18 protein-coding genes and 1 pseudogene are annotated in these 17,013 nt (G+C 59.8%); 10 read left to right on the top strand and 9 right to left on the bottom strand.

Annotated features, from left to right (window positions below; translation table 11 throughout):
* The 3 genes and pseudogenes from QOL84_RS06800 to QOL84_RS06790 form a co-directional block, all read right to left on the bottom strand.
* Positions 1 to 558, bottom strand: a pseudogene (locus QOL84_RS06800) (HD domain-containing protein); the annotation flags it as partial.
* A gap of 75 nt (positions 559 to 633) precedes the next feature.
* Positions 634 to 1,191, bottom strand: a complete 558-nt coding sequence (locus QOL84_RS06795) for a helix-turn-helix domain-containing protein (protein ID WP_283436674.1) — start codon at positions 1,189 to 1,191, stop codon at positions 634 to 636.
* Positions 1,192 to 1,264: 73 nt separating this feature from the next.
* Entirely contained in the window at positions 1,265 to 1,666 is a 402-nt protein-coding gene (locus QOL84_RS06790) for a RidA family protein (protein WP_283436673.1), read from the bottom strand.
* A 115-nt stretch (positions 1,667 to 1,781) separates the two neighbouring features.
* Here QOL84_RS06790 and QOL84_RS06785 point away from each other — a divergent pair, with 115 nt between their 5' ends.
* Positions 1,782 to 2,675 (top strand): LysR family transcriptional regulator, encoded by an 894-nt coding sequence (locus QOL84_RS06785; RefSeq protein ID WP_283436672.1) that lies wholly within the window; start codon positions 1,782 to 1,784, stop codon positions 2,673 to 2,675.
* Between the two features lie 19 nt (positions 2,676 to 2,694).
* Entirely contained in the window at positions 2,695 to 3,750 is a 1,056-nt protein-coding gene (locus tag QOL84_RS06780) for a radical SAM/SPASM domain-containing protein (protein ID WP_283436671.1), read from the top strand.
* Here QOL84_RS06780 and QOL84_RS06775 read toward each other — a convergent pair.
* Positions 3,699 to 4,607: a LysR substrate-binding domain-containing protein gene (locus QOL84_RS06775; protein WP_129393238.1), complete on the bottom strand. Its 909-nt coding sequence runs from the start codon at positions 4,605 to 4,607 to the stop codon at positions 3,699 to 3,701. The genes QOL84_RS06780 and QOL84_RS06775 overlap by 52 nt on opposite strands.
* Before the next feature lie 111 nt (positions 4,608 to 4,718).
* On the opposite strand from QOL84_RS06775, the gene QOL84_RS06770 reads away from it, so the two are divergent.
* From QOL84_RS06770 to QOL84_RS06750, 5 genes are read left to right on the top strand one after another with little or no spacing between them, the layout of a single operon-like run.
* Positions 4,719 to 5,771 (top strand): agmatine deiminase family protein, encoded by a 1,053-nt coding sequence (locus tag QOL84_RS06770; protein WP_283436670.1) that lies wholly within the window; start codon positions 4,719 to 4,721, stop codon positions 5,769 to 5,771.
* A gap of 4 nt (positions 5,772 to 5,775) precedes the next feature.
* On the top strand, positions 5,776 to 6,684 hold the full coding sequence (aguB, locus tag QOL84_RS06765; protein WP_283436669.1) for an N-carbamoylputrescine amidase: 909 nt from the start codon (positions 5,776 to 5,778) through the stop codon (positions 6,682 to 6,684).
* 1 nt (position 6,685) lies between these two features.
* On the top strand, positions 6,686 to 7,789 hold the full coding sequence (locus tag QOL84_RS06760) for an extracellular solute-binding protein (protein WP_283436668.1): 1,104 nt from the start codon (positions 6,686 to 6,688) through the stop codon (positions 7,787 to 7,789).
* A gap of 49 nt (positions 7,790 to 7,838) precedes the next feature.
* The gene (locus tag QOL84_RS06755) at positions 7,839 to 8,960 is read left to right on the top strand and encodes an agmatine deiminase family protein (protein ID WP_283436667.1); all 1,122 of its coding nucleotides are present in this window, start codon (positions 7,839 to 7,841) and stop codon (positions 8,958 to 8,960) included.
* A gap of 50 nt (positions 8,961 to 9,010) precedes the next feature.
* Entirely contained in the window at positions 9,011 to 10,036 is a 1,026-nt protein-coding gene (locus QOL84_RS06750) for a GlxA family transcriptional regulator (protein WP_283436666.1), read from the top strand.
* Positions 10,037 to 10,061: 25 nt separating this feature from the next.
* On the opposite strand, the gene QOL84_RS06745 is transcribed toward QOL84_RS06750, so the two are convergent.
* A complete protein-coding gene (locus QOL84_RS06745; protein WP_283436665.1) occupies positions 10,062 to 11,090 on the bottom strand; it encodes an alpha/beta fold hydrolase in 1,029 nt (342 codons plus the stop codon).
* 247 nt (positions 11,091 to 11,337) lie between these two features.
* Positions 11,338 to 11,718: a RidA family protein gene (locus tag QOL84_RS06740; protein WP_129393259.1), complete on the bottom strand. Its 381-nt coding sequence runs from the start codon at positions 11,716 to 11,718 to the stop codon at positions 11,338 to 11,340.
* 137 nt (positions 11,719 to 11,855) lie between these two features.
* On the opposite strand from QOL84_RS06740, the gene QOL84_RS06735 reads away from it, so the two are divergent.
* A complete protein-coding gene (locus QOL84_RS06735; RefSeq protein WP_283436664.1) occupies positions 11,856 to 12,554 on the top strand; it encodes an alpha/beta hydrolase in 699 nt (232 codons plus the stop codon).
* On the opposite strand, the gene gstA is transcribed toward QOL84_RS06735, so the two are convergent.
* On the bottom strand, positions 12,555 to 13,169 hold the full coding sequence (gene gstA, locus QOL84_RS06730; protein WP_283436663.1) for a glutathione transferase GstA: 615 nt from the start codon (positions 13,167 to 13,169) through the stop codon (positions 12,555 to 12,557).
* 110 nt (positions 13,170 to 13,279) lie between these two features.
* On the opposite strand from gstA, the gene QOL84_RS06725 reads away from it, so the two are divergent.
* On the top strand, positions 13,280 to 14,188 hold the full coding sequence (locus QOL84_RS06725) for a transcriptional regulator GcvA (RefSeq protein ID WP_283436662.1): 909 nt from the start codon (positions 13,280 to 13,282) through the stop codon (positions 14,186 to 14,188).
* 123 nt (positions 14,189 to 14,311) lie between these two features.
* A complete protein-coding gene (locus QOL84_RS06720; protein ID WP_283436661.1) occupies positions 14,312 to 14,725 on the top strand; it encodes a cupin domain-containing protein in 414 nt (137 codons plus the stop codon).
* A gap of 9 nt (positions 14,726 to 14,734) precedes the next feature.
* On the opposite strand, the gene QOL84_RS06715 is transcribed toward QOL84_RS06720, so the two are convergent.
* Together QOL84_RS06715 and QOL84_RS06710 are read right to left on the bottom strand one after the other, a co-directional pair.
* Positions 14,735 to 14,944, bottom strand: a complete 210-nt coding sequence (locus tag QOL84_RS06715) for a hypothetical protein (protein WP_129393268.1) — start codon at positions 14,942 to 14,944, stop codon at positions 14,735 to 14,737.
* 103 nt (positions 14,945 to 15,047) lie between these two features.
* Positions 15,048 to 16,907: an ABC transporter ATP-binding protein gene (locus tag QOL84_RS06710; protein ID WP_283436660.1), complete on the bottom strand. Its 1,860-nt coding sequence runs from the start codon at positions 16,905 to 16,907 to the stop codon at positions 15,048 to 15,050.
* Positions 16,908 to 17,013: the final 106 nt, after the last annotated feature.

The following is a 17,013-nucleotide window of genomic DNA, read 5'->3' as shown; positions in this document are numbered from 1 at the left end:
CATCCTTTTTCGGGTGTTCTGGTCGATAAGCGCTCGCAGCGCTGCGAACACCGGTTCGGTACTGGTGTGTTTGATGCCGTAAGTCAGATTGAAGCGGTAGTCGAAATCGGCCGGGTTCTGCCCTTGAGTGTGTTGCAGCAGGGTCTCGAGTTTGTCCAGCGCCTTGACTGCTTTGGCCTCGGCAGACAGGGCATTTTCGTAGTCGTCCCACAACGCGAGGATTTCGTTTCTCACCGTCTCGTCGAGTGAGCGAGTCAGTAGCAGGAGGTCGTTACGCTCCTGCTCGGCCTTGGCGGGGAATGCGGCTTGATCGACCGCCGGGATGTCGCCGTTGATCGCCTCGCCCAAGTCGTGAATGACACACATCTTGAGCACTTTAAGCAGGTCGAGACCGGCCAGTTCATCGGCGAAGACGATCGCCATCAGGCACAGGCGCCAGCTGTGTTCGGCGGTGCTTTCGGTGCGACCGCTGGAAGTGTGTGCGCTTCTGAGGACATCCTTGAGTTTTTCCGCTTCACGCAGGAACTCGAGGCGTCCACTGAGTTTTTCGAGGTTCATGAGCTTGCCCGGTGGTGGAGCCGAGAAGCAAGCCTAGAGCCGATGGTGGTGAGCGTCCACGCATAAAATATGCGTTCAGAGTGTCTCGACCAGCCGCGCCGCCGTACCGTCAGACAGGGGAATGCGTGTCCAGCGGCACAGGCTCTGGCGAATTGGCACGAGGTCGGAGTCGTTGCTGCCGGTGATGAATTGCAGCGCCGGTGGTGCCTGCAGTTCGCGCCAGCCCAGCGCGTCGAGCGCCAGTTCGTTGCTGGCGATTTCTGGCGTGACGAAACGCCACAGCGATTGCCCGAGCAATTCGCTCAGCGGACTGGCGAACTGTGCGGCGCGGGACGCAGAGCAGGCCAGCAAACGGTGGGTCAGGTCGCAGACCAGGTGCACCGGGCGTGCGCTTTCGCAGACCAGCCGGGCGAGGGCCTGGTCGGCAGCCGTGTCGAGACGCGCGGCCAACAGTTGCTCAAGCTGTAAGTGTGCCGCCGGATCCATCGCCAGCACGCCGCTTTCCCAGCGGGAAATAGTCGATTGGGTGACATTGAACATCTGCGCGGCGTGGCTTTGCTTGACGCGATGCAACAAGCGCCAACGACGCATGGCGATGCCGGGGAGGGCAGGTTTGAGCAATGAAACTGACATGAGTGATGGTGGAAAAGTCGAAAGGGTCGACAGTCTGAAGACTGGCGACCCATGCTGCAAATCGATCTGACGATCAGGCTGCTTCGGGCAGCCTGGCAATCACCTTGATCTCGAAATCGAAACCGTACAGCCAGGTCACGCCAACCGCCGTCACGGTCGGATGCGGCGCATCGCCCCAGAACTCTGTCAGCACAACATTCCAGATCGTCTCGAACTTCATCTGCGGATCGACGATGAACACCGTGACGTCGACCACGTCGTCGAAGCTGCAACCGGCCTCGTCGAGAATCGCATTGAGGTTGTGGAACGCCTGGCGCACCTGGTTCTGCAGATCCGCTTCAGGCTTGCCGTCTTCGCCGCTGCCAACTTGCCCCGAGACAAACAGAAAACCGTTCGAGCGAAGCGCCGGGGAGTAGCGGTTGCGCTCGTAAAGCGTGCGGCGTGCCGGCGGAAAAACTACATCGCGCTGCGTCATGGGGTGTCTCCTGCAGTTGAGTGGATGACGCCACTTTAGGTATTTGCAGGGCAGCGATAAACGCGCAAGCTTGGCCTTCACTGTTTGTGAATCCCAAACAATCAAGGGGCGAATCTTGGACCGTTTCGATGCAATGCAGGCTTTCGCGCGGGTGGTCGAGGCGGGGAGTTTCACCAAGGCGGCAGAAACCCTGCACATGAGCAAAACCACGGTGACGCAACTGGTTCAGCAGTTGGAGGCACGCTTGCGAGTCAAACTGCTCAATCGCACCACGCGCAAGGTCAACGTCACCGCTGATGGCGCCGCTTACTACGAGCGCGTGATCAAATTGCTGGCCGACATGGAAGACGCCGAAACCAGCCTGCCCGGGGTTGCCGCAGTGCCCTCGGGCCGATTGCGGGTCGATGTGCCGAGTCCTTTCGCCCGGCACATTCTGATGCCGGCGCTGCCGGACTTTCACCGACGCTACCCCGACATCCAGATCGACATGGGCGTCAGCGATCGCATGGTCGACATCATCGATGAGAACGTCGATTGCGTGGTGCGCGGCGGTGAGCTGCTCGATCAATCGCTGATGGCGCGGCGGATCGCTGATCTGCAATTGGGCGTATTCGCCGCACCCGCGTATCTGGCTCGCGAAGGCACGCCCAGGCACCCAAGGGAACTGGAAGATTCCCGGCATCGGGTGGTCGGTTTTCTCTGGGCGCGCACCGGAAAACCGCTGCCGTATGCCTTGCACAACGCCGATGAACACCTGCAAATCAAGGGGCGGCATGTGTTGGCGGTCGATGACGGTAATGCCTATCTGGCTGCCGGACTCGCCGGAATGGGCGTGCTCTGGTTACCGAAGTATATGTCCGATGCCCACGTTGCCCGAGGTGAACTGGTGCCCTTGTTTGAAGACTGGCAACTCGAGCCCATGCCGCTCTACGTGGCGTACCCGCCAAACCGGCATGTCAGCCTGAAGTTGCGGGTCTTCATCGACTGGGTTGTGGCCTTGATGGCGTAGGCAAATTGGGCAACTCGACATGTTCAAGCAGATCGTCGAGAAAGCCCAAACTGAAGGCGTCAAGGCGATCTATCTGTACAACTGGACCGAGCCTCTGGTTCATCAAAAAATTGGTGAATTCATCGAAGTCATCAATGCCGCCGGTATGGGCAGCGGTATCAGCACCAACCTCAATCTTGCCAAGAACATGGAAAAAGCCTTGTTGGCCGAACCGGGTTACTTCCGTATTTCGCTGTCAGGCTTTTATCAGGAAACCTACAAAAAGGGCCATGTAGGTGGTGATATCGAAGTTGTAAAACAGAACATGATTGCGCTGCACGAGATCAAGCAGCGCTTGGGTTTGAGAACCCGGACCGACGTCTACTATCACCGCTACCTCGATAACATCGAGGAGGAAGCGCTGATGCGTGAATTCAGCGAGCGCCTTGGCTTCAATTTCACTACCGGGTATACAGTGATGATGCCGCTGGAGAAAACGCTGGCCATTATCGACCGCGATCCTTCAGTCACCGATACCGATTACGAAACCCTGAAAAGACTGGCGCTGCCGCCCTACGACGATATTGTCAATGTAGCCCAGCAGCATCATCAGCAAGACTGCCTGCTCAAGGATGACTGGCTGGTGATCGACTGCAATGGCAATACGATTTTGTGCTGCACGATCTTCAATCAGAACGAATATCAGGTCGGCAAGTACCTCGACATGCCGGTGGCGGAACTGATGCAGCGCAAAAACACGCAAAAAAACTGCGTCGACATGTGCAGCCGCTGCGCGAAAAAGGGCATGCATGTCTACTCGATGTTCCCCAACCAAGGGGTACTGGAGCGACACGCGGTCAGTCGCATCATTGATTTCGAGAATCTCGCCAGCATGGGACTTCCGGTGGACAGCGAGATGCTGGGACGTGCTGGCGAAGTCAGTGCGGAAAATTTCGATGAGGCCCAGTATCTGCAATTGAACGAAGACGTCAGGCGCGCAGTGTCTACCGGTGAATTGAAGAATGGCTATCAGCACTATGTGCTTTATGGCCGCTTGGAAGGAAGACTCGGCGCCGGTGTTTTCTCGGTGATCTGATCAGCGCTGAGATTGGCTGACAACCAGGCGATGAAGCTTTTCGCCAGCGGGTCATGCTCACTGTCGCGATGGGTCAACAAGGCCCAGTTCGGTCCGCGAATGGTGTCCTCGACCAGCGCTTGCAACAAGCCGTCAGCTTGCGCCTGACGGCTGAGCAACTGACTGACCAGAGCGATGCCAAGCCCCGCACAGGCGGCGTCGAGCAGCAATCCCGGATCGGAAAAGTTCAGCCCCTGATCCTGCTGGCCGACGTCGATCCCGGCTTCGACTGCCCAATGACTCCAGTCCATTTCCCGCTCACCATGCAACGTGGTGCGTCCGGCTGCTGGCTGGGTCAACAGGCTCGGATGGCAGGCGGGATAGAGTCGGTCGGCGTGCAGCACCTTGAAACTGCATTCGGCCTGCGAGCTGATGTCGTCGCGCACCGCGATGTCGATGGTTTGCGTGGCCATGTCCGGCACTTCATCGGTGCTGTAGATCCACAGATCGACCTCTGGATGTTGCGCGCGAAAGTCCGCCAGACGCGGCAGCAACCAATGTCGGGCGAACGCCGGCGTGGTGTTGAGCACCAATTGATTGGGTTTCTGATATTGCCCCAGGCGACGAATGCCGACTGACAATTGCTGCAGCATCGCCTGCGTGGTGCTGAGCAAATCATGCCCGGCATCGGTGAGCGCGACGCTGCGCCCGCTGCGGAAAAACAGCGGCTGTTCCAGATACGCCTCAAGGCTGCGGATCTGCTGGCTGATCGCTGATTGAGTGAGGCTCAGCTCTTCAGCCGCCTTGTGAAAACTGCCAAGTCGGGCAGCCGCTTCAAAGCCGCGCAGCGAGCTGAGCGGTGGCCAGTGCTTGAGCATATCGATAAGTTCCTCTAATCAGTTATCCGCAAAATCCATCGTTTGTTTGCCTGTTTGCGCCTACGTAGCATTGGCGTCGTGAACACATTGGCTTAACTAACGAGGCATATCATGCAGCACAACGACAATAAAAACAGCGCCTGGATGATGCCGGCAGAATGGGTCACGCATGCTGCGACGTGGATGGTCTGGCCGCACAACAAGGCTTTGTGGGAGTCAGGTTGGGGCGTGACCCTGGCGCAGGTGCAGGAAGATTTCGCCCGTGTGGCCAACGCCATCGCCCGGTTCGAACCGGTGAAACTGGTGGTCGATCCTTCGGCCATTGCCAGCGCGAAAGCACTGTGCGGCGCCAACGTTGAATTGATTCCATTGACGGTCAACGACAGCTGGTGTCGCGACTCCGGCCCGACGTTTGTCTGCCACCCGCAACAAGGGCTGGCTGGCGTGAGCTGGCGCTTCAATGCGTGGGGTGGCAAGTCGGCCCACGATCTCGACGAAAGCTTGGCGCGCCGTGCGCTCAATCATCTCGGCCTGGAATGTTTCGGCACACCGCTGAGCAACGAGGGCGGGGCGATTCACGTTGACGGCGAAGGCACACTGATCACCACCGAATCGGTGCTGCTCAACCCGAACCGCAACCCGGGCATGAGCAAGGCCGAGATGGAAGAGATCTTCAGCCGTTTGCTCGGCGTGAAGAAGACCATCTGGCTGCCGGGCGATCCGGATTACGTCACCGGCGACATGACTGACGGCCACGTCGATGGCGTCTGCGCATTTGCCCGGCCCGGCGTTTTACTGGTGGATGCGACTCACGAGCAATCGTCGGTGTACGCCGAAGTGGCACGCGAAAACCGTCGAGCGCTGGAACTCGCCACCGATGCACAGGGGCGCAAATTCGAGCTGATCGAACTGTTCGAAGCCAGCGACGCGGTCGATACCGAAGCCGAAGTGTTTTGCGCCTCGTACACCAATTTCTATATTGCCAACGGCGCGATCATCATGCCGGCGTATGGCATCGAGGCCGACGACGTTGCAGCCAAGGTATTGGCGCAAGCCTTCCCCGGACGCGAAGTGGTGCCGGTGCGCATCAATCATCTGGCGCATGGCGGCGGCGGGGTGCACTGCATCACCCAGCAGCAGCCAGCCTGGCCGGTGAAGGGTTGAAATCATGACAACGCTGACCATCGCTACCACCCAGATGCCGTGCACCTGGGATCTGTCGGGCAACCTCGATCGTGCCGAGCAACTCGTCCGCGATGCGGCGCAGCAGGGCGCGCAAGTGATCCTGTTGCAGGAGCTGTTCGCCACGCCATATTTCTGCATCGAACAAAGCCATAAGCACATGGCCCTGGCCGAAGAATATCGCGACAGCCGTGTGCTGGAACGCTTCGCCGCATTGGCCCGCGAGTTGGGCGTGGTGTTGCCGTTGAGCTGGTTCGAGAAGGCCGGCAACGCCTACTTCAATTCGTTGGCCGTGGCCGATGCCGACGGGCGCCTGCTGGGGGTGTATCGCAAGACTCACATCCCCAATGCCATCGGCTATCAGGAAAAGGAATATTTCAGCCCCGGCGACACCGGTTTCAAAGTCTGGGACACCGCGTTCGGCCGTCTCGGCGTGGGTATCTGCTGGGATCAGTGGTTCCCGGAAACCGCGCGCTGCCTGGCCTTGATGGGCGCCGAAGTGCTGCTGTACCCGACCGCCATCGGTTCGGAGCCGGGCTGCGCGGCGCTGGATTCTCGCGATCACTGGCAGATGACCATGCGCGGTCACGCCGCGGCCAATCTGCTGCCGGTGGTGGCCTCGAACCGTGTCGGGCGCGAAGTGGCGACCACCGATCCAGCGCTGCAAATGAGCTTCTACGGTTCATCGTTCATCAGCGATCACAAGGGCCAGTTGCTCGCCACAGCCGACCGCGACAGCACTGGCGTGCTCCTGCAAAGCCTCGATCTGGCGGCGATGCGCGAAGAACGTTTGATCTGGGGCATCTACCGCGATCGCCGTCCGGAGATGTACGGCGCACTGCTCAGCCAGGATGGCCGCCACCTTCATGCACGCTGGAACACTCAAGGGGTCTGACATGGCTATGAACCACAAGCGGTTGCTCGGCGCGATGGGCCTGGCGCTGACCTGCGTTATCCCGTCATTGCATGCCGAGGACAAAACCCTGCGCCTGTACAACTGGGCCGATTATTTTGCCGAAGACACCCTGAGCCGCTTCACTGCCGAAACCGGGATCAAGGTGATCTACGACGTCATGGATGGCAGCGAAACCCTTGAAGCGAAGATGCTCTCCGGCGGCAGCGGCTATGACTTGATCTTCCCCGGCGACACCGTGGCCGAACGGCTGATGCGCGCCGGCAGCCTGATGCCACTGGACCAGGCGAAGCTGACTGAAACAGCGGACATCGAACCCGGGTTACAGAAACTGCGCAGCCATTACGAGCACTCCAACAAAGCCACGGTGCCCTACACCTGGGGCACCATCGGCCTGACTTACAACGAAGAACAGATCAAAAAGCGCATGGCCGACGCACCGGTCAACAGCCTGGACATGCTGTTCAAGCCGGAACTGGCGGCGAAATTCGCCGACTGCGGGATCTCGATGATCGACTCACCGGACGAAGTGCTGGCGGTGGTGCTCAATTATCTCGGTCGCGATCCGCGCAGCGCCAAGCCTGCGGATCTGGCGGCGGCGAGTGATTTGCTGATGAAGCTGCGGCCGTACATCCGCAAGTTCCAGTCGCAACCGGTGACCGATCTGGTCAACGGCAACCTGTGCCTTTCGCTCGGTTACAGCGGCGACATGACCCAGGCGCAACGCACCTCCGACAGCGCCGGCAAACACACACGCTTCGAATATCGCGTGCCGCGTGAAGGCACCACGGTATGGATGGACACCATGGCCATTGCGGTCGACGCCAAACACCCGGAATACGCCTATGCGTTCATCAACTTCGTCATGCGCCCGCAGAACATGGCGGCGATCAGCAATTTCACCGGTTACCCGACCTCCAACGCCAAGGCGCGGGCGAGTGTCGATGCGAGCATGCGTGACAACCCGGACATCTACCTCGACGAAGCGACCTATGCTCGTTTGATCCCGGGCAAGGATATTCCCCAGGCGGACATGCGCGCACGCATGCGTACCTGGACCAAGTTCAAGACCGCCACTGGCAAATGATCCACGGCCGGCGTATTGCGCCGGCCCTTTTTTCTACAGGAAAAGCAACATGACGACTCGTCGCGATTTCATCAAACAAGCCTCGGTGGTCGCCGCTGTCAGCGCTGCGGTGACAGGCCTGGGCCTTTCGCCGGGCAAAGTCCTGGCTGCTGCGCAAGGCCGCTGGTTCATGCCCGACGAGGGCGATAAACATGAGCGCGCCTACATCGCTTTCGGCGCGCAGGATGCGATCTGGGAAGACTTCACCGAAGACGTCCAGGAAGCTCTAGGCCGCATTGCCCGCGCCATCGCCCGGTTTGAACCCGTCACCGTATTCTGCCGCAAGAACGAGCGCAGCATCGCCGAAGAATTCTGCGGCACGCGCAATATCACTTACGTCACTGCCGGGCTGGATGACATCTGGATGCGCGACATCGGCGCCAATTTCGTCATCGACGACAAGGGTGGTCTCGGCGCGGTGGACTTCAACTTCAACGGTTGGGGTGGCAAACAGCAGCACAGTAAAGACTCGAAGATCGCTGAACTGGTCGCCGACGACGCACAAGCCACATACATCCGCACCGATCTGGTGGGCGAGGGCGGGGGCATCGAGGTCGACGGCCACGGCACCGGGATCATGACCGAGAGCAGCTGGATCAACAGCAATCGCAATCCGGACTGGAGCAAAGCTGACGTCGAAGCCGAACTGAAAGAGCGCCTCGGCCTGCGCAAAATCATCTGGCTGCCGGGAATCAAGAACAAGGACATCACCGACGCCCATGTCGATTTCTACGCGCGCTTCATCAAACCCGGTGTGGTGATTGCCAACCTCGACACCGACCCTGAATCCTACGATCACAAGGTCACTTTGGCACACCTGGAAATCCTCAAGAACGCCACCGATGCCGATGGCCGCAAATTGCAGGTCCACACGATTTCGCCGCCGCTGAATCCACGCAAGAGCAAGTTCAACAAGAACAACCCGGACTTCGCCGCCGGCTACATCAACTACTTCGTGATCAACGGCGCGATCATCGCCCCGCAGTTCGGCGATAAAGCCGCCGACCAGAAGGCCTTTGACCTGTTGTCGCAGCTGTACCCGGATCGTGAAATCGTCCAGCTCGACATCGATGCGGTTGCTGCCGGTGGCGGCGGGATTCACTGTGTGACGAGCCATCAACCACAGGCGTGATTGACTCTGACGCGGATCAAGCCAACTATCGGCGCATAACAACATGACCGATGGACCACAACTTGATCGAACGACGCCAATTCAGCGGAGGCATGAAAGGCAAAAACCTCCGCTATCTGAATGAGCAATCTGCTGACAGCACGCGCGTGACTCGCACCGGTTTCTTGCTGCTCGAGCACTTTTCACTGCCGGCCTTCACCCAGGCACTGGATACGGTGGTCACCACCAACCTGTTGCGGCCGGGGCTGTTTTCTTCACGCACGTTCGGTTTGGGAGATGGCGAGGTGATCAGTGATCTGGGCCTGGTGATCCGGCCTGATGCGCGTATTGATTCAGCCGCGTTGCAGGAACTGGATCTGCTGGTGGTGTGCGGCGGTTACCGCACCGAGCTGCGCGCCAGTGACGAGTTCATTCATTTGCTCAAGGCTGCCGCAGAGCGCGGTATCAGCCTCGCCGGATTGTGGAACGGCTCGTGGTTTCTCGGCCGCGCCGGATTGCTCGATGGCTACCGCTGCGCGATCCACCCGGAACATCGTCCGGCGCTGACCGAAATCGCCAAGAACACCCACGTCAGCAGCGAACCCTACGTGATTGATCGCGACCGGCTCACGGCCTCAAGTCCGTCCGGGGCTTTCCACATGGCGCTGGACTGGATCAAAAGCCTGCACGGCAAAGCGCTGGTCGAGGGCATCGAAGATATTCTGGCTTTCGAAGAGTCGCGCTACCGGCGCATCAAACCGGACGAGAACATCTGCGTCAGTGCGCCGCTGCGGGAAGTGGTGAAACTGATGGACGCCAACCTGGAAGAGCCGCTGGAGCTGGAACAACTGGCGGTGTACGCCGGGCGCTCGCGTCGACAGTTGGAACGTCTTTTCAAGGAACAACTGGGCACCACGCCGCAGCGCTATTACCTGGAGCTGCGCATCACCGAAGCGCGACGGTTGTTGCAGCACACCGAGCTGTCGCAAGTGGAAGTGCTGGTGGCGTGCGGTTTCGTTTCGCCGAGCCACTTCAGCAAATGCTACAGCGCGTATTTCGGCTATCGGCCGTCGAAAGAAAAACGGCTGGTCAAATAGCACCAGCCGTTTTTTTCAGGTTTGCTCAGAGGTGATCAGCATCGATCAGCGCTTTGGCAAACGCCTGCGGGTCTTCCTGCGGCAGGTTGTGGCCGATGCCACCGTTGATCAAACGGAACTGATACTTGCCGCTGAAGCGCTTGGCGTAATCCTCCGGCGCCGGGTGCGGGGCACCGTTGGCGTCGCCTTCAAGGGTGATGGTCGGCACGCTGATCGACGGCGCGATGGCGAGTTTCTGTTCCAGCGCAGCGTAGCGCGCTTCGCCCTGCACCAGACCTAGACGCCAGCGGTAGTTGAACACGGTGATGGCGACGTGATCGGGGTTCTCCAGCGCTTTGGCACTGCGCTCGAAGGTGGCGTCGTCAAACTTCCACTGTGGCGAGGCGGTCTGCCAGATCAGCTTGGCGAAGTCATGGGTGTTTTTCTCGTAACCGGCGCGACCACGCTCGGTGGCGAAGTAGAACTGATACCACCATTGCAATTCCGCCTTGGGTGGCAGCGGGTTTTGCCCGGCCGCCTGATTGCCGATCAGGTAGCCGCTGACCGACACCAGCGCCTTCACGCGTTCCGGCCACAGCGCCGAAACAATGTCCGCCGAGCGCGCGCCCCAGTCATAGCCGCCGAGCACTGCTTGCTTGATCTTCAGCGCATCCATGAAATCTATGACGTCGCTGGCCAGTGCCGCTGGCTGGCCGTTGCGCAATGTGTCTTTGGCGAGGAACTGCGTATCGCCATAACCGCGCGCATACGGCATCAACACCCGATAGCCCTTGGCCGCGAGCAATGGTGCGACTTCGTCATAGCTGTGAATGTCGTAGGGCCAGCCGTGCAGCAGGATCACCACCGGGCCATCGGCCGGACCGGTTTCGGCGTAGGCCACGTCGAGTACACCGGCCTTTACATGCTTGAGTGGGCCAAAAGGCGAGGGCGCGGAGTAACTGACAGCGGCAGGTTCAGCCGTTTGCGCTTGAGCGGTGGCAAGCGTGCCGGACAATGCCAACGCCAGAATCGACAAACCAAATGCGCTTGTGCGGGTGAGCAGGGCCTTCTTCATGCTGACGTCTCCTGTGCGAGCCTGTTGGCCAAGGGTGCTGAATGAACCCCTGAAACCTTGAGTGCATTGGAGCGTGCAGACGTATCCGGTCTGTGTCGAAGAAGGCTGCAGTTGCAAGTCGCTGTATCGCCAGCAGCTTCGTACACACTGCGATACACAACCCTGAGTGGGCGAGCCTGCTCGCAAAAGCGTCGGCACATTCAATTTCAATGCGCGCAGATCAAACGCCATCGCGAGCAATCTTGAATCAGGCCTTGGCCGCCATCGCCGTAACTTCCACGCGCATCCCTGCAACCGCCAGCGACGCCACGCCCACCGCCGCACGCACCGGCCACGGTTTGGCGAAGAAGCGTTGGTAGACTTCGTTGAACGCGGCGCGATCAGCCATGTCGGTGAGGTAGATGGTCAGGTGCATGACGCGATCCATCGAACTGCCGGCGCGTTCCAGTGCGACTTTCAGCGCTTGCAGCGTGCATTCGCTCTGCTCGGTGATGCCACCCAGTTCCAGGCTGCCATCGGCCCGGGTCGGGATCTGCGTGGAGACCATGATGCCGTTGAACGTGGTGACGTCAGAGGAAATCGAATCGGCGTCCGGATCGGGGGTGAAGATGATGTCTTGATTGGCCATGGGGTTCTCTTGTTTGAGCGAGTGAACATCGCGCCAGTTTACAGATTCGTTGTCGACATGGCCCGTTCGGGCGATCGGCACCATACTTCTGCGCGTAATTGGCAAACCATCTTCTCTTCACACACGGGAGCAGGGCCATGAGCAACAAACCAACGATTGTGCTGGTACACGGGTTCTGGGGCGGCGCCGCGCATTGGGGCAAAGTCATTGTCGAACTGACGCGCAAGGGCTACACGAATATTCACGCCGTGGAGATGCCGCTGACGTCGCTGGCCGACGACGCCGAGCGCACGCGCAAAATGATCGCGCAACAGAGCGGCCCGGTGTTGTTGGTCGGGCACTCCTACGGCGGCGCGGTGATTACCGAGGCGGGCAACCAACCGAATGTCGTCGGGCTGGTGTATATCGCTGCGTTTGCGCCGGACGCCGGGGAAAGTCCCGGCGGTCTGACGCAACAACATCTGCCGGCCGCAGCGCCGAACCTTGCGCCAGACAGCGATGGTTTTCTGTGGCTCAAGGCAGACAAATTCCACCAAAGCTTTTGTCAGGACCTGACGGCGGATGAGGCTCTGGTCATGGCCGTCACTCAGAAGGCGCCGGTGGCCAGCACGTTCGGCGACACGATCAGCAATCCGGCCTGGAAGAACAAACCGTCCTGGTATCAGATCTCCACTGAAGATCACATGATTCACCCGGATAACCAGCGGCAGATGTCGGCAAGGCTGGGCGCGAAAAAGATCATCACGCTGGACGCCAGCCATGCCTCGCTGGCCTCCCGGGCTAACGAGGTGGCGGCGTTCATCGATGAGGCCGCGACGGCTGCCGTCACGCCCTGATCAGACTGGTTGCGTCGCCGCTTCTGCGGCGATAGCCGCCAGCACGCAGGGACGCGCGCCGATGCGGCGCATGTAAGCACCGAGGGCTGGCCAGTCGGCGATGTCGATGTTGAAGGTCGGCAGCCATCTGAGCACGGTAAACAGATAGGCATCGGCGACACTGAAGTTGTCGCCGATCAGCCAGTCCTGATTGGCGATTGTTTGGTTCAGATAGTCCAGGCGCTTGCACAGCTTCTTCTTGAAGATATTTTTGACCGATTCGGGAATGTCCGCGCTGAACAGCGGCGCGCTGCCGCCATGGATTTCCGTGCTGATGAAATTCAGCTGTTCCTGCAAGCGCGTGCGCGCCCAGGTTGCAGGTGCGGGCGCCAGTCGATGGCCCGGTACGAGGTCGACAAGGTATTGCAGGATCGCCGGGCCTTCCGTCAGCACTTCAGCGTTATCCAGCACCAGCGCGGCGACATAACCCTTGGGATTTATCTCGAGAAAATCACGGCCGTCGGCAGTGCGCTTGGTCTGGTTATTGACGCGAATCAGTTCGAAAGGCAGACCCAATTCTCGCAGTACGATGTGCGGGGAGAGCGAACAGGTCATCGGGGCGAAGTACAGTTTCATGGCATTTTCCTGACGGTGAAAGGGCGTCAGAATCGACTTTCAACAAGGCTTTCGCAAAGGTCATTTTGGATGCTAGCGTATGACAAAATCTCATGGGTATGAATTGTCATATGGTCGCCAGACTCCCTTCGCTAAATGGCTTGCGCGCTTTCGAATGCGCCGCGCGGCACATGAATTTTACCCAGGCGGGCGCTGAGTTGAATGTCACGCAAACCGCTATCAGTCATCAGATTCGCAGGCTTGAAGAAGAACTTGGCGTTGTCCTGTTTCTGCGGCGCAAGGACGGCCTGACGCTGAGCGAAGCAGGGCAAGAGTATCTGCCCGGTGTGCGCGCGGCGTTTCATGAACTGCGCTACTCGACGCAAAGACTGCTCGAATCAGGCAGCCACAGCGTGTTGACCATCAGCACCTTGGTCTCGCTGGCGTCGAAGTGGTTGCTGCCGCGTTTGCCGGTCTTCCAGCAGGCATTTGCCGATATCGATGTGCGGGTCAGTGCTTCGACCGAACTGGTGGATTTTCGCCACGGTGGTATCGATGCGGCGATCCGTTATGGACGCGGCGAATGGAAGGGTTTGCGCGCGGACTGGCTGATGTCCGACGAAATTTTTCCGGTGTGCAGCCCGGCGTTGCTTGCCGGAACGCAGGCCTTGCGGACGCCGGCCGATCTGGCCGGACAGACGATGCTGCAGGTCAGCGGCATGACCGCCAACGACTGGAACACCTGGCTCGATGCTGCCGGTCAGCCGCAAGCATTGGCCAAAGGTTCACGGTTGACCTTTGACCTGGCGATGATGGCGGTGCAGGCGGCGATTGACGGGCAGGGCGTGTGCATCGGGCGCTCAAGTTATGTCGACGATGATTTGCGCGCGGGGCGGCTGGTGGCGCCCTTTGATCTGCGCCTGAAAGATGATCTGGGCTTCTATCTGGTCACGCCGCACGAAACGGCTGACTCGAAAAAGATCGTCGCTTTCCGAACCTGGCTGTTGGCGCTGCTGCAAAAAGAAGCCTCCTTTGTATAAGCGTGTATCCATCCCGTGCGCGTACACACGCGCATAACAAACCCCAGGCTGGCGACACATTCCGCCGACATGCCGCATTCAGAGTAAAGCCCTCCACACCACTACGTTTGAGAGGGCAACACCATGCGCCGTCCCCTGTTTCTGACCACCGCTGCAGTACTCGTCTCAATGATCGGTATCGCCCACGCGGCAGACGCTCAACCGAAGAGCTGGCAACAAGGCTTGAGCCGTACCGATCTGGTCCGCGAGGATCTCGGAGCGGCGGATCGCGAAGTGATTCAGGCACGGGTCGATTTCGCCCCCGGCGTGACGTCACCGAAACATGCGCACCCCGGTGTCGAGGTGGCATACGTGATCAGCGGCACTTTTGAATATCAACTGGAGGGCAGGGCGCCAGTGACGTTGCAGGCGGGGGATTCGCTGTTCATTCCTGAGGGCGTGGCGCATATCGCCAGGAATGTCGGCGCGGACAAGGGTTCGGAGCTGGCAACCTACATCGTCAGGAAAGCTGAGCCCTTGCTGATTCTCAAGCCGTAAGCGCGAGGCTCAATGCAGGGTCGCGGCCCTGCGGCTCTCGCCAATGCGGATTCGATCGAGCGCCCGGTTCAACGCGTCGAGGGCATCGAGCAGGGCTTTGGCTTCCGCTTCGCGACCCTCGCCCCAAAGGCGCTCGGCCATTTTATTCAGGGCCTGGATCGAGCGCTCGATGTCGGCGGCGCTGGCGGCTGGTTGGCTAACGGGCGGTTTTTTCGGCATACGAAGATCATTCCTGCATTGATCGGTTTGGCCCGTTTGGCGGGCCGCTGGCGCTGTGGGACAAGGACCGCACGACGGCGAGCGACGGTCCTTGGGCACGCGTTTACGCCTGATCCAGCGCCGCACTCACGCCCTGATCCTCACCCAGAAATCCACCACTCTGATGCTGCCAGAGTCGCGCGTAGATGCCGTTTTTCTCCAGCAGTTCGGCGTGAGTGCCTTGTTCGACGATGCGCCCCTCATCCATGACGATAAGCCGATCCATCGCGGCAATCGTCGACAGCCGATGAGCGATGGCGATGACGGTCTTGCCCTTCATCATTTCATCGAGGCTTTCCTGGATCGCCACTTCGACTTCCGAATCCAGAGCGCTTGTCGCTTCGTCAAGCAACAGGATCGGCGCGTTCTTGAGCATCACCCGAGCGATGGCGATGCGTTGGCGCTGGCCGCCCGACAGCTTGATGCCGCGCTCGCCGACCAGCGTGTCGTAGCCGTTGTGACCTTGTTTGTCGCTCAGTTGGCTGATGAAACCGTCGGCCTGAGCATTGGCTGCGGCGCGATGGATTTGCGCGTCGGTTGCGTCCGGCCGGCCATAGGCGATGTTGTCGCGAATCGAGCGGTGCAGCAGGGACGTATCCTGAGTGACCATGCCAATCGTGCTGCGCAGGCTGTCTTGTGTCACCTTCGCGATGTTTTGCCCGTCGATGCGAATCTCGCCGCTTTCTACGTCATAGAAGCGCAGCAGCAGGTTGATCAGCGTCGATTTGCCCGCGCCGGAGCGGCCCACCAGACCGATTTTCTCACCCGGACGAATGTTCAGGCTCAAGCTGTCGAGCACCTGGCGTTCACCGTTGTAGTTGAAACTGACGTTGTCGAAACTCACCGCGCCGCCCGATGGCACCAGCGCGGTGGCGTTCGGCGCGTCCTGCACCTTGGGGCCACGGGTGAGGGTGGCCATGCCGTCCTGAACGGTGCCGATGTTTTCGAACAGCGAGGTCATTTGCCACATGATCCAGTGCGACATGCCGTTGATGCGCAACGCCATGGCGGTAATCGCCGCGACGGCGCCCGTGCCGACTTCGCCCTGGTGCCATAGCCACAACGCATAGCCGCCGGCGCCCATGATCAACGCGACCACCAGCGCCTGATTGACGATCTCGAACTGGCTGACCAGACGCATCTGGCGAAAACCGGTCTGCTTGAAGTCCTCCATCGCCGCACGGGCGAAATGCGCTTCACGTTTGGAGTGGGAGAACAGTTTCACCGTGGTGATGTTGGTATAGGCGTCGGAAATCCGCCCGGTCATCGACGAGCGCGCATGCGCCTGCTCCTGCCCGACCTCACCCAGGCGCGGGACAAAGTACAGCATCGCTACTGCGAACAATGCGACCCAGATAATGAAAGGCAGCATCAGTTTCAGCGCGAAACCGCCGGCCAAGGCAATGATGGCGATGAAATAAACGCCGATGCCGGGGAGGATCTCGATCAGGGTAAACAGCACTTCGCGCACCGCCAATGCGGTCTGCATGACCTTGGTCGTGACCCGCCCGGAAAACTCGTCGGAGAAGAATGAAAGGCTTTGGCGCAACATCAGTCGGTGGAAATCCCAGCGCAGGCGCAGCGGCAAATTGATCGCCAATATCTGGTGCTGGACCATGGTTCGCAGCGCCACCAGGCCAATGCTGGTGAGCAACACGATGCCGATCCCCCAAAGCACTCGGGTTTCCTGGCCATTCGCCTCGCCGCCGGCCTGCCATGTCGACAGCAGATCGACGACCTGGCCGAGAAACGAAAACAGCCACGCTTCATAGATCGACACGCTGGCGCTGAGCAGCGCCAGCACCAGCACATAACCGCGCGCACCGCGCATGCAGGCCCACAGAAACCGCATCAGACCGACTGGCGGAGGCGGCGCCTCGTCGGGCGGGAATGGGTCGAGCCGTTGTTCAAACACGCGAAGCATTGTGGTCTCCGAAATGATCAGGATGAGGGGATTCTGCCATTTATCGGCGGCTTTGGCTGGTTGCTGTCGAGCGCGAACACGCGTGGCGCGGCAGGATGGAGCCGGC

Source organism: Pseudomonas helmanticensis (genome assembly GCF_900182985.1).
In the GTDB taxonomy this organism is placed as follows: Bacteria; Pseudomonadota; Gammaproteobacteria; order Pseudomonadales; family Pseudomonadaceae; genus Aquipseudomonas; species Aquipseudomonas helmanticensis.
The sequence above is the reverse complement of the archived record's forward strand: the minus strand, read 5'-3'. Positions and strand labels throughout refer to the sequence as shown.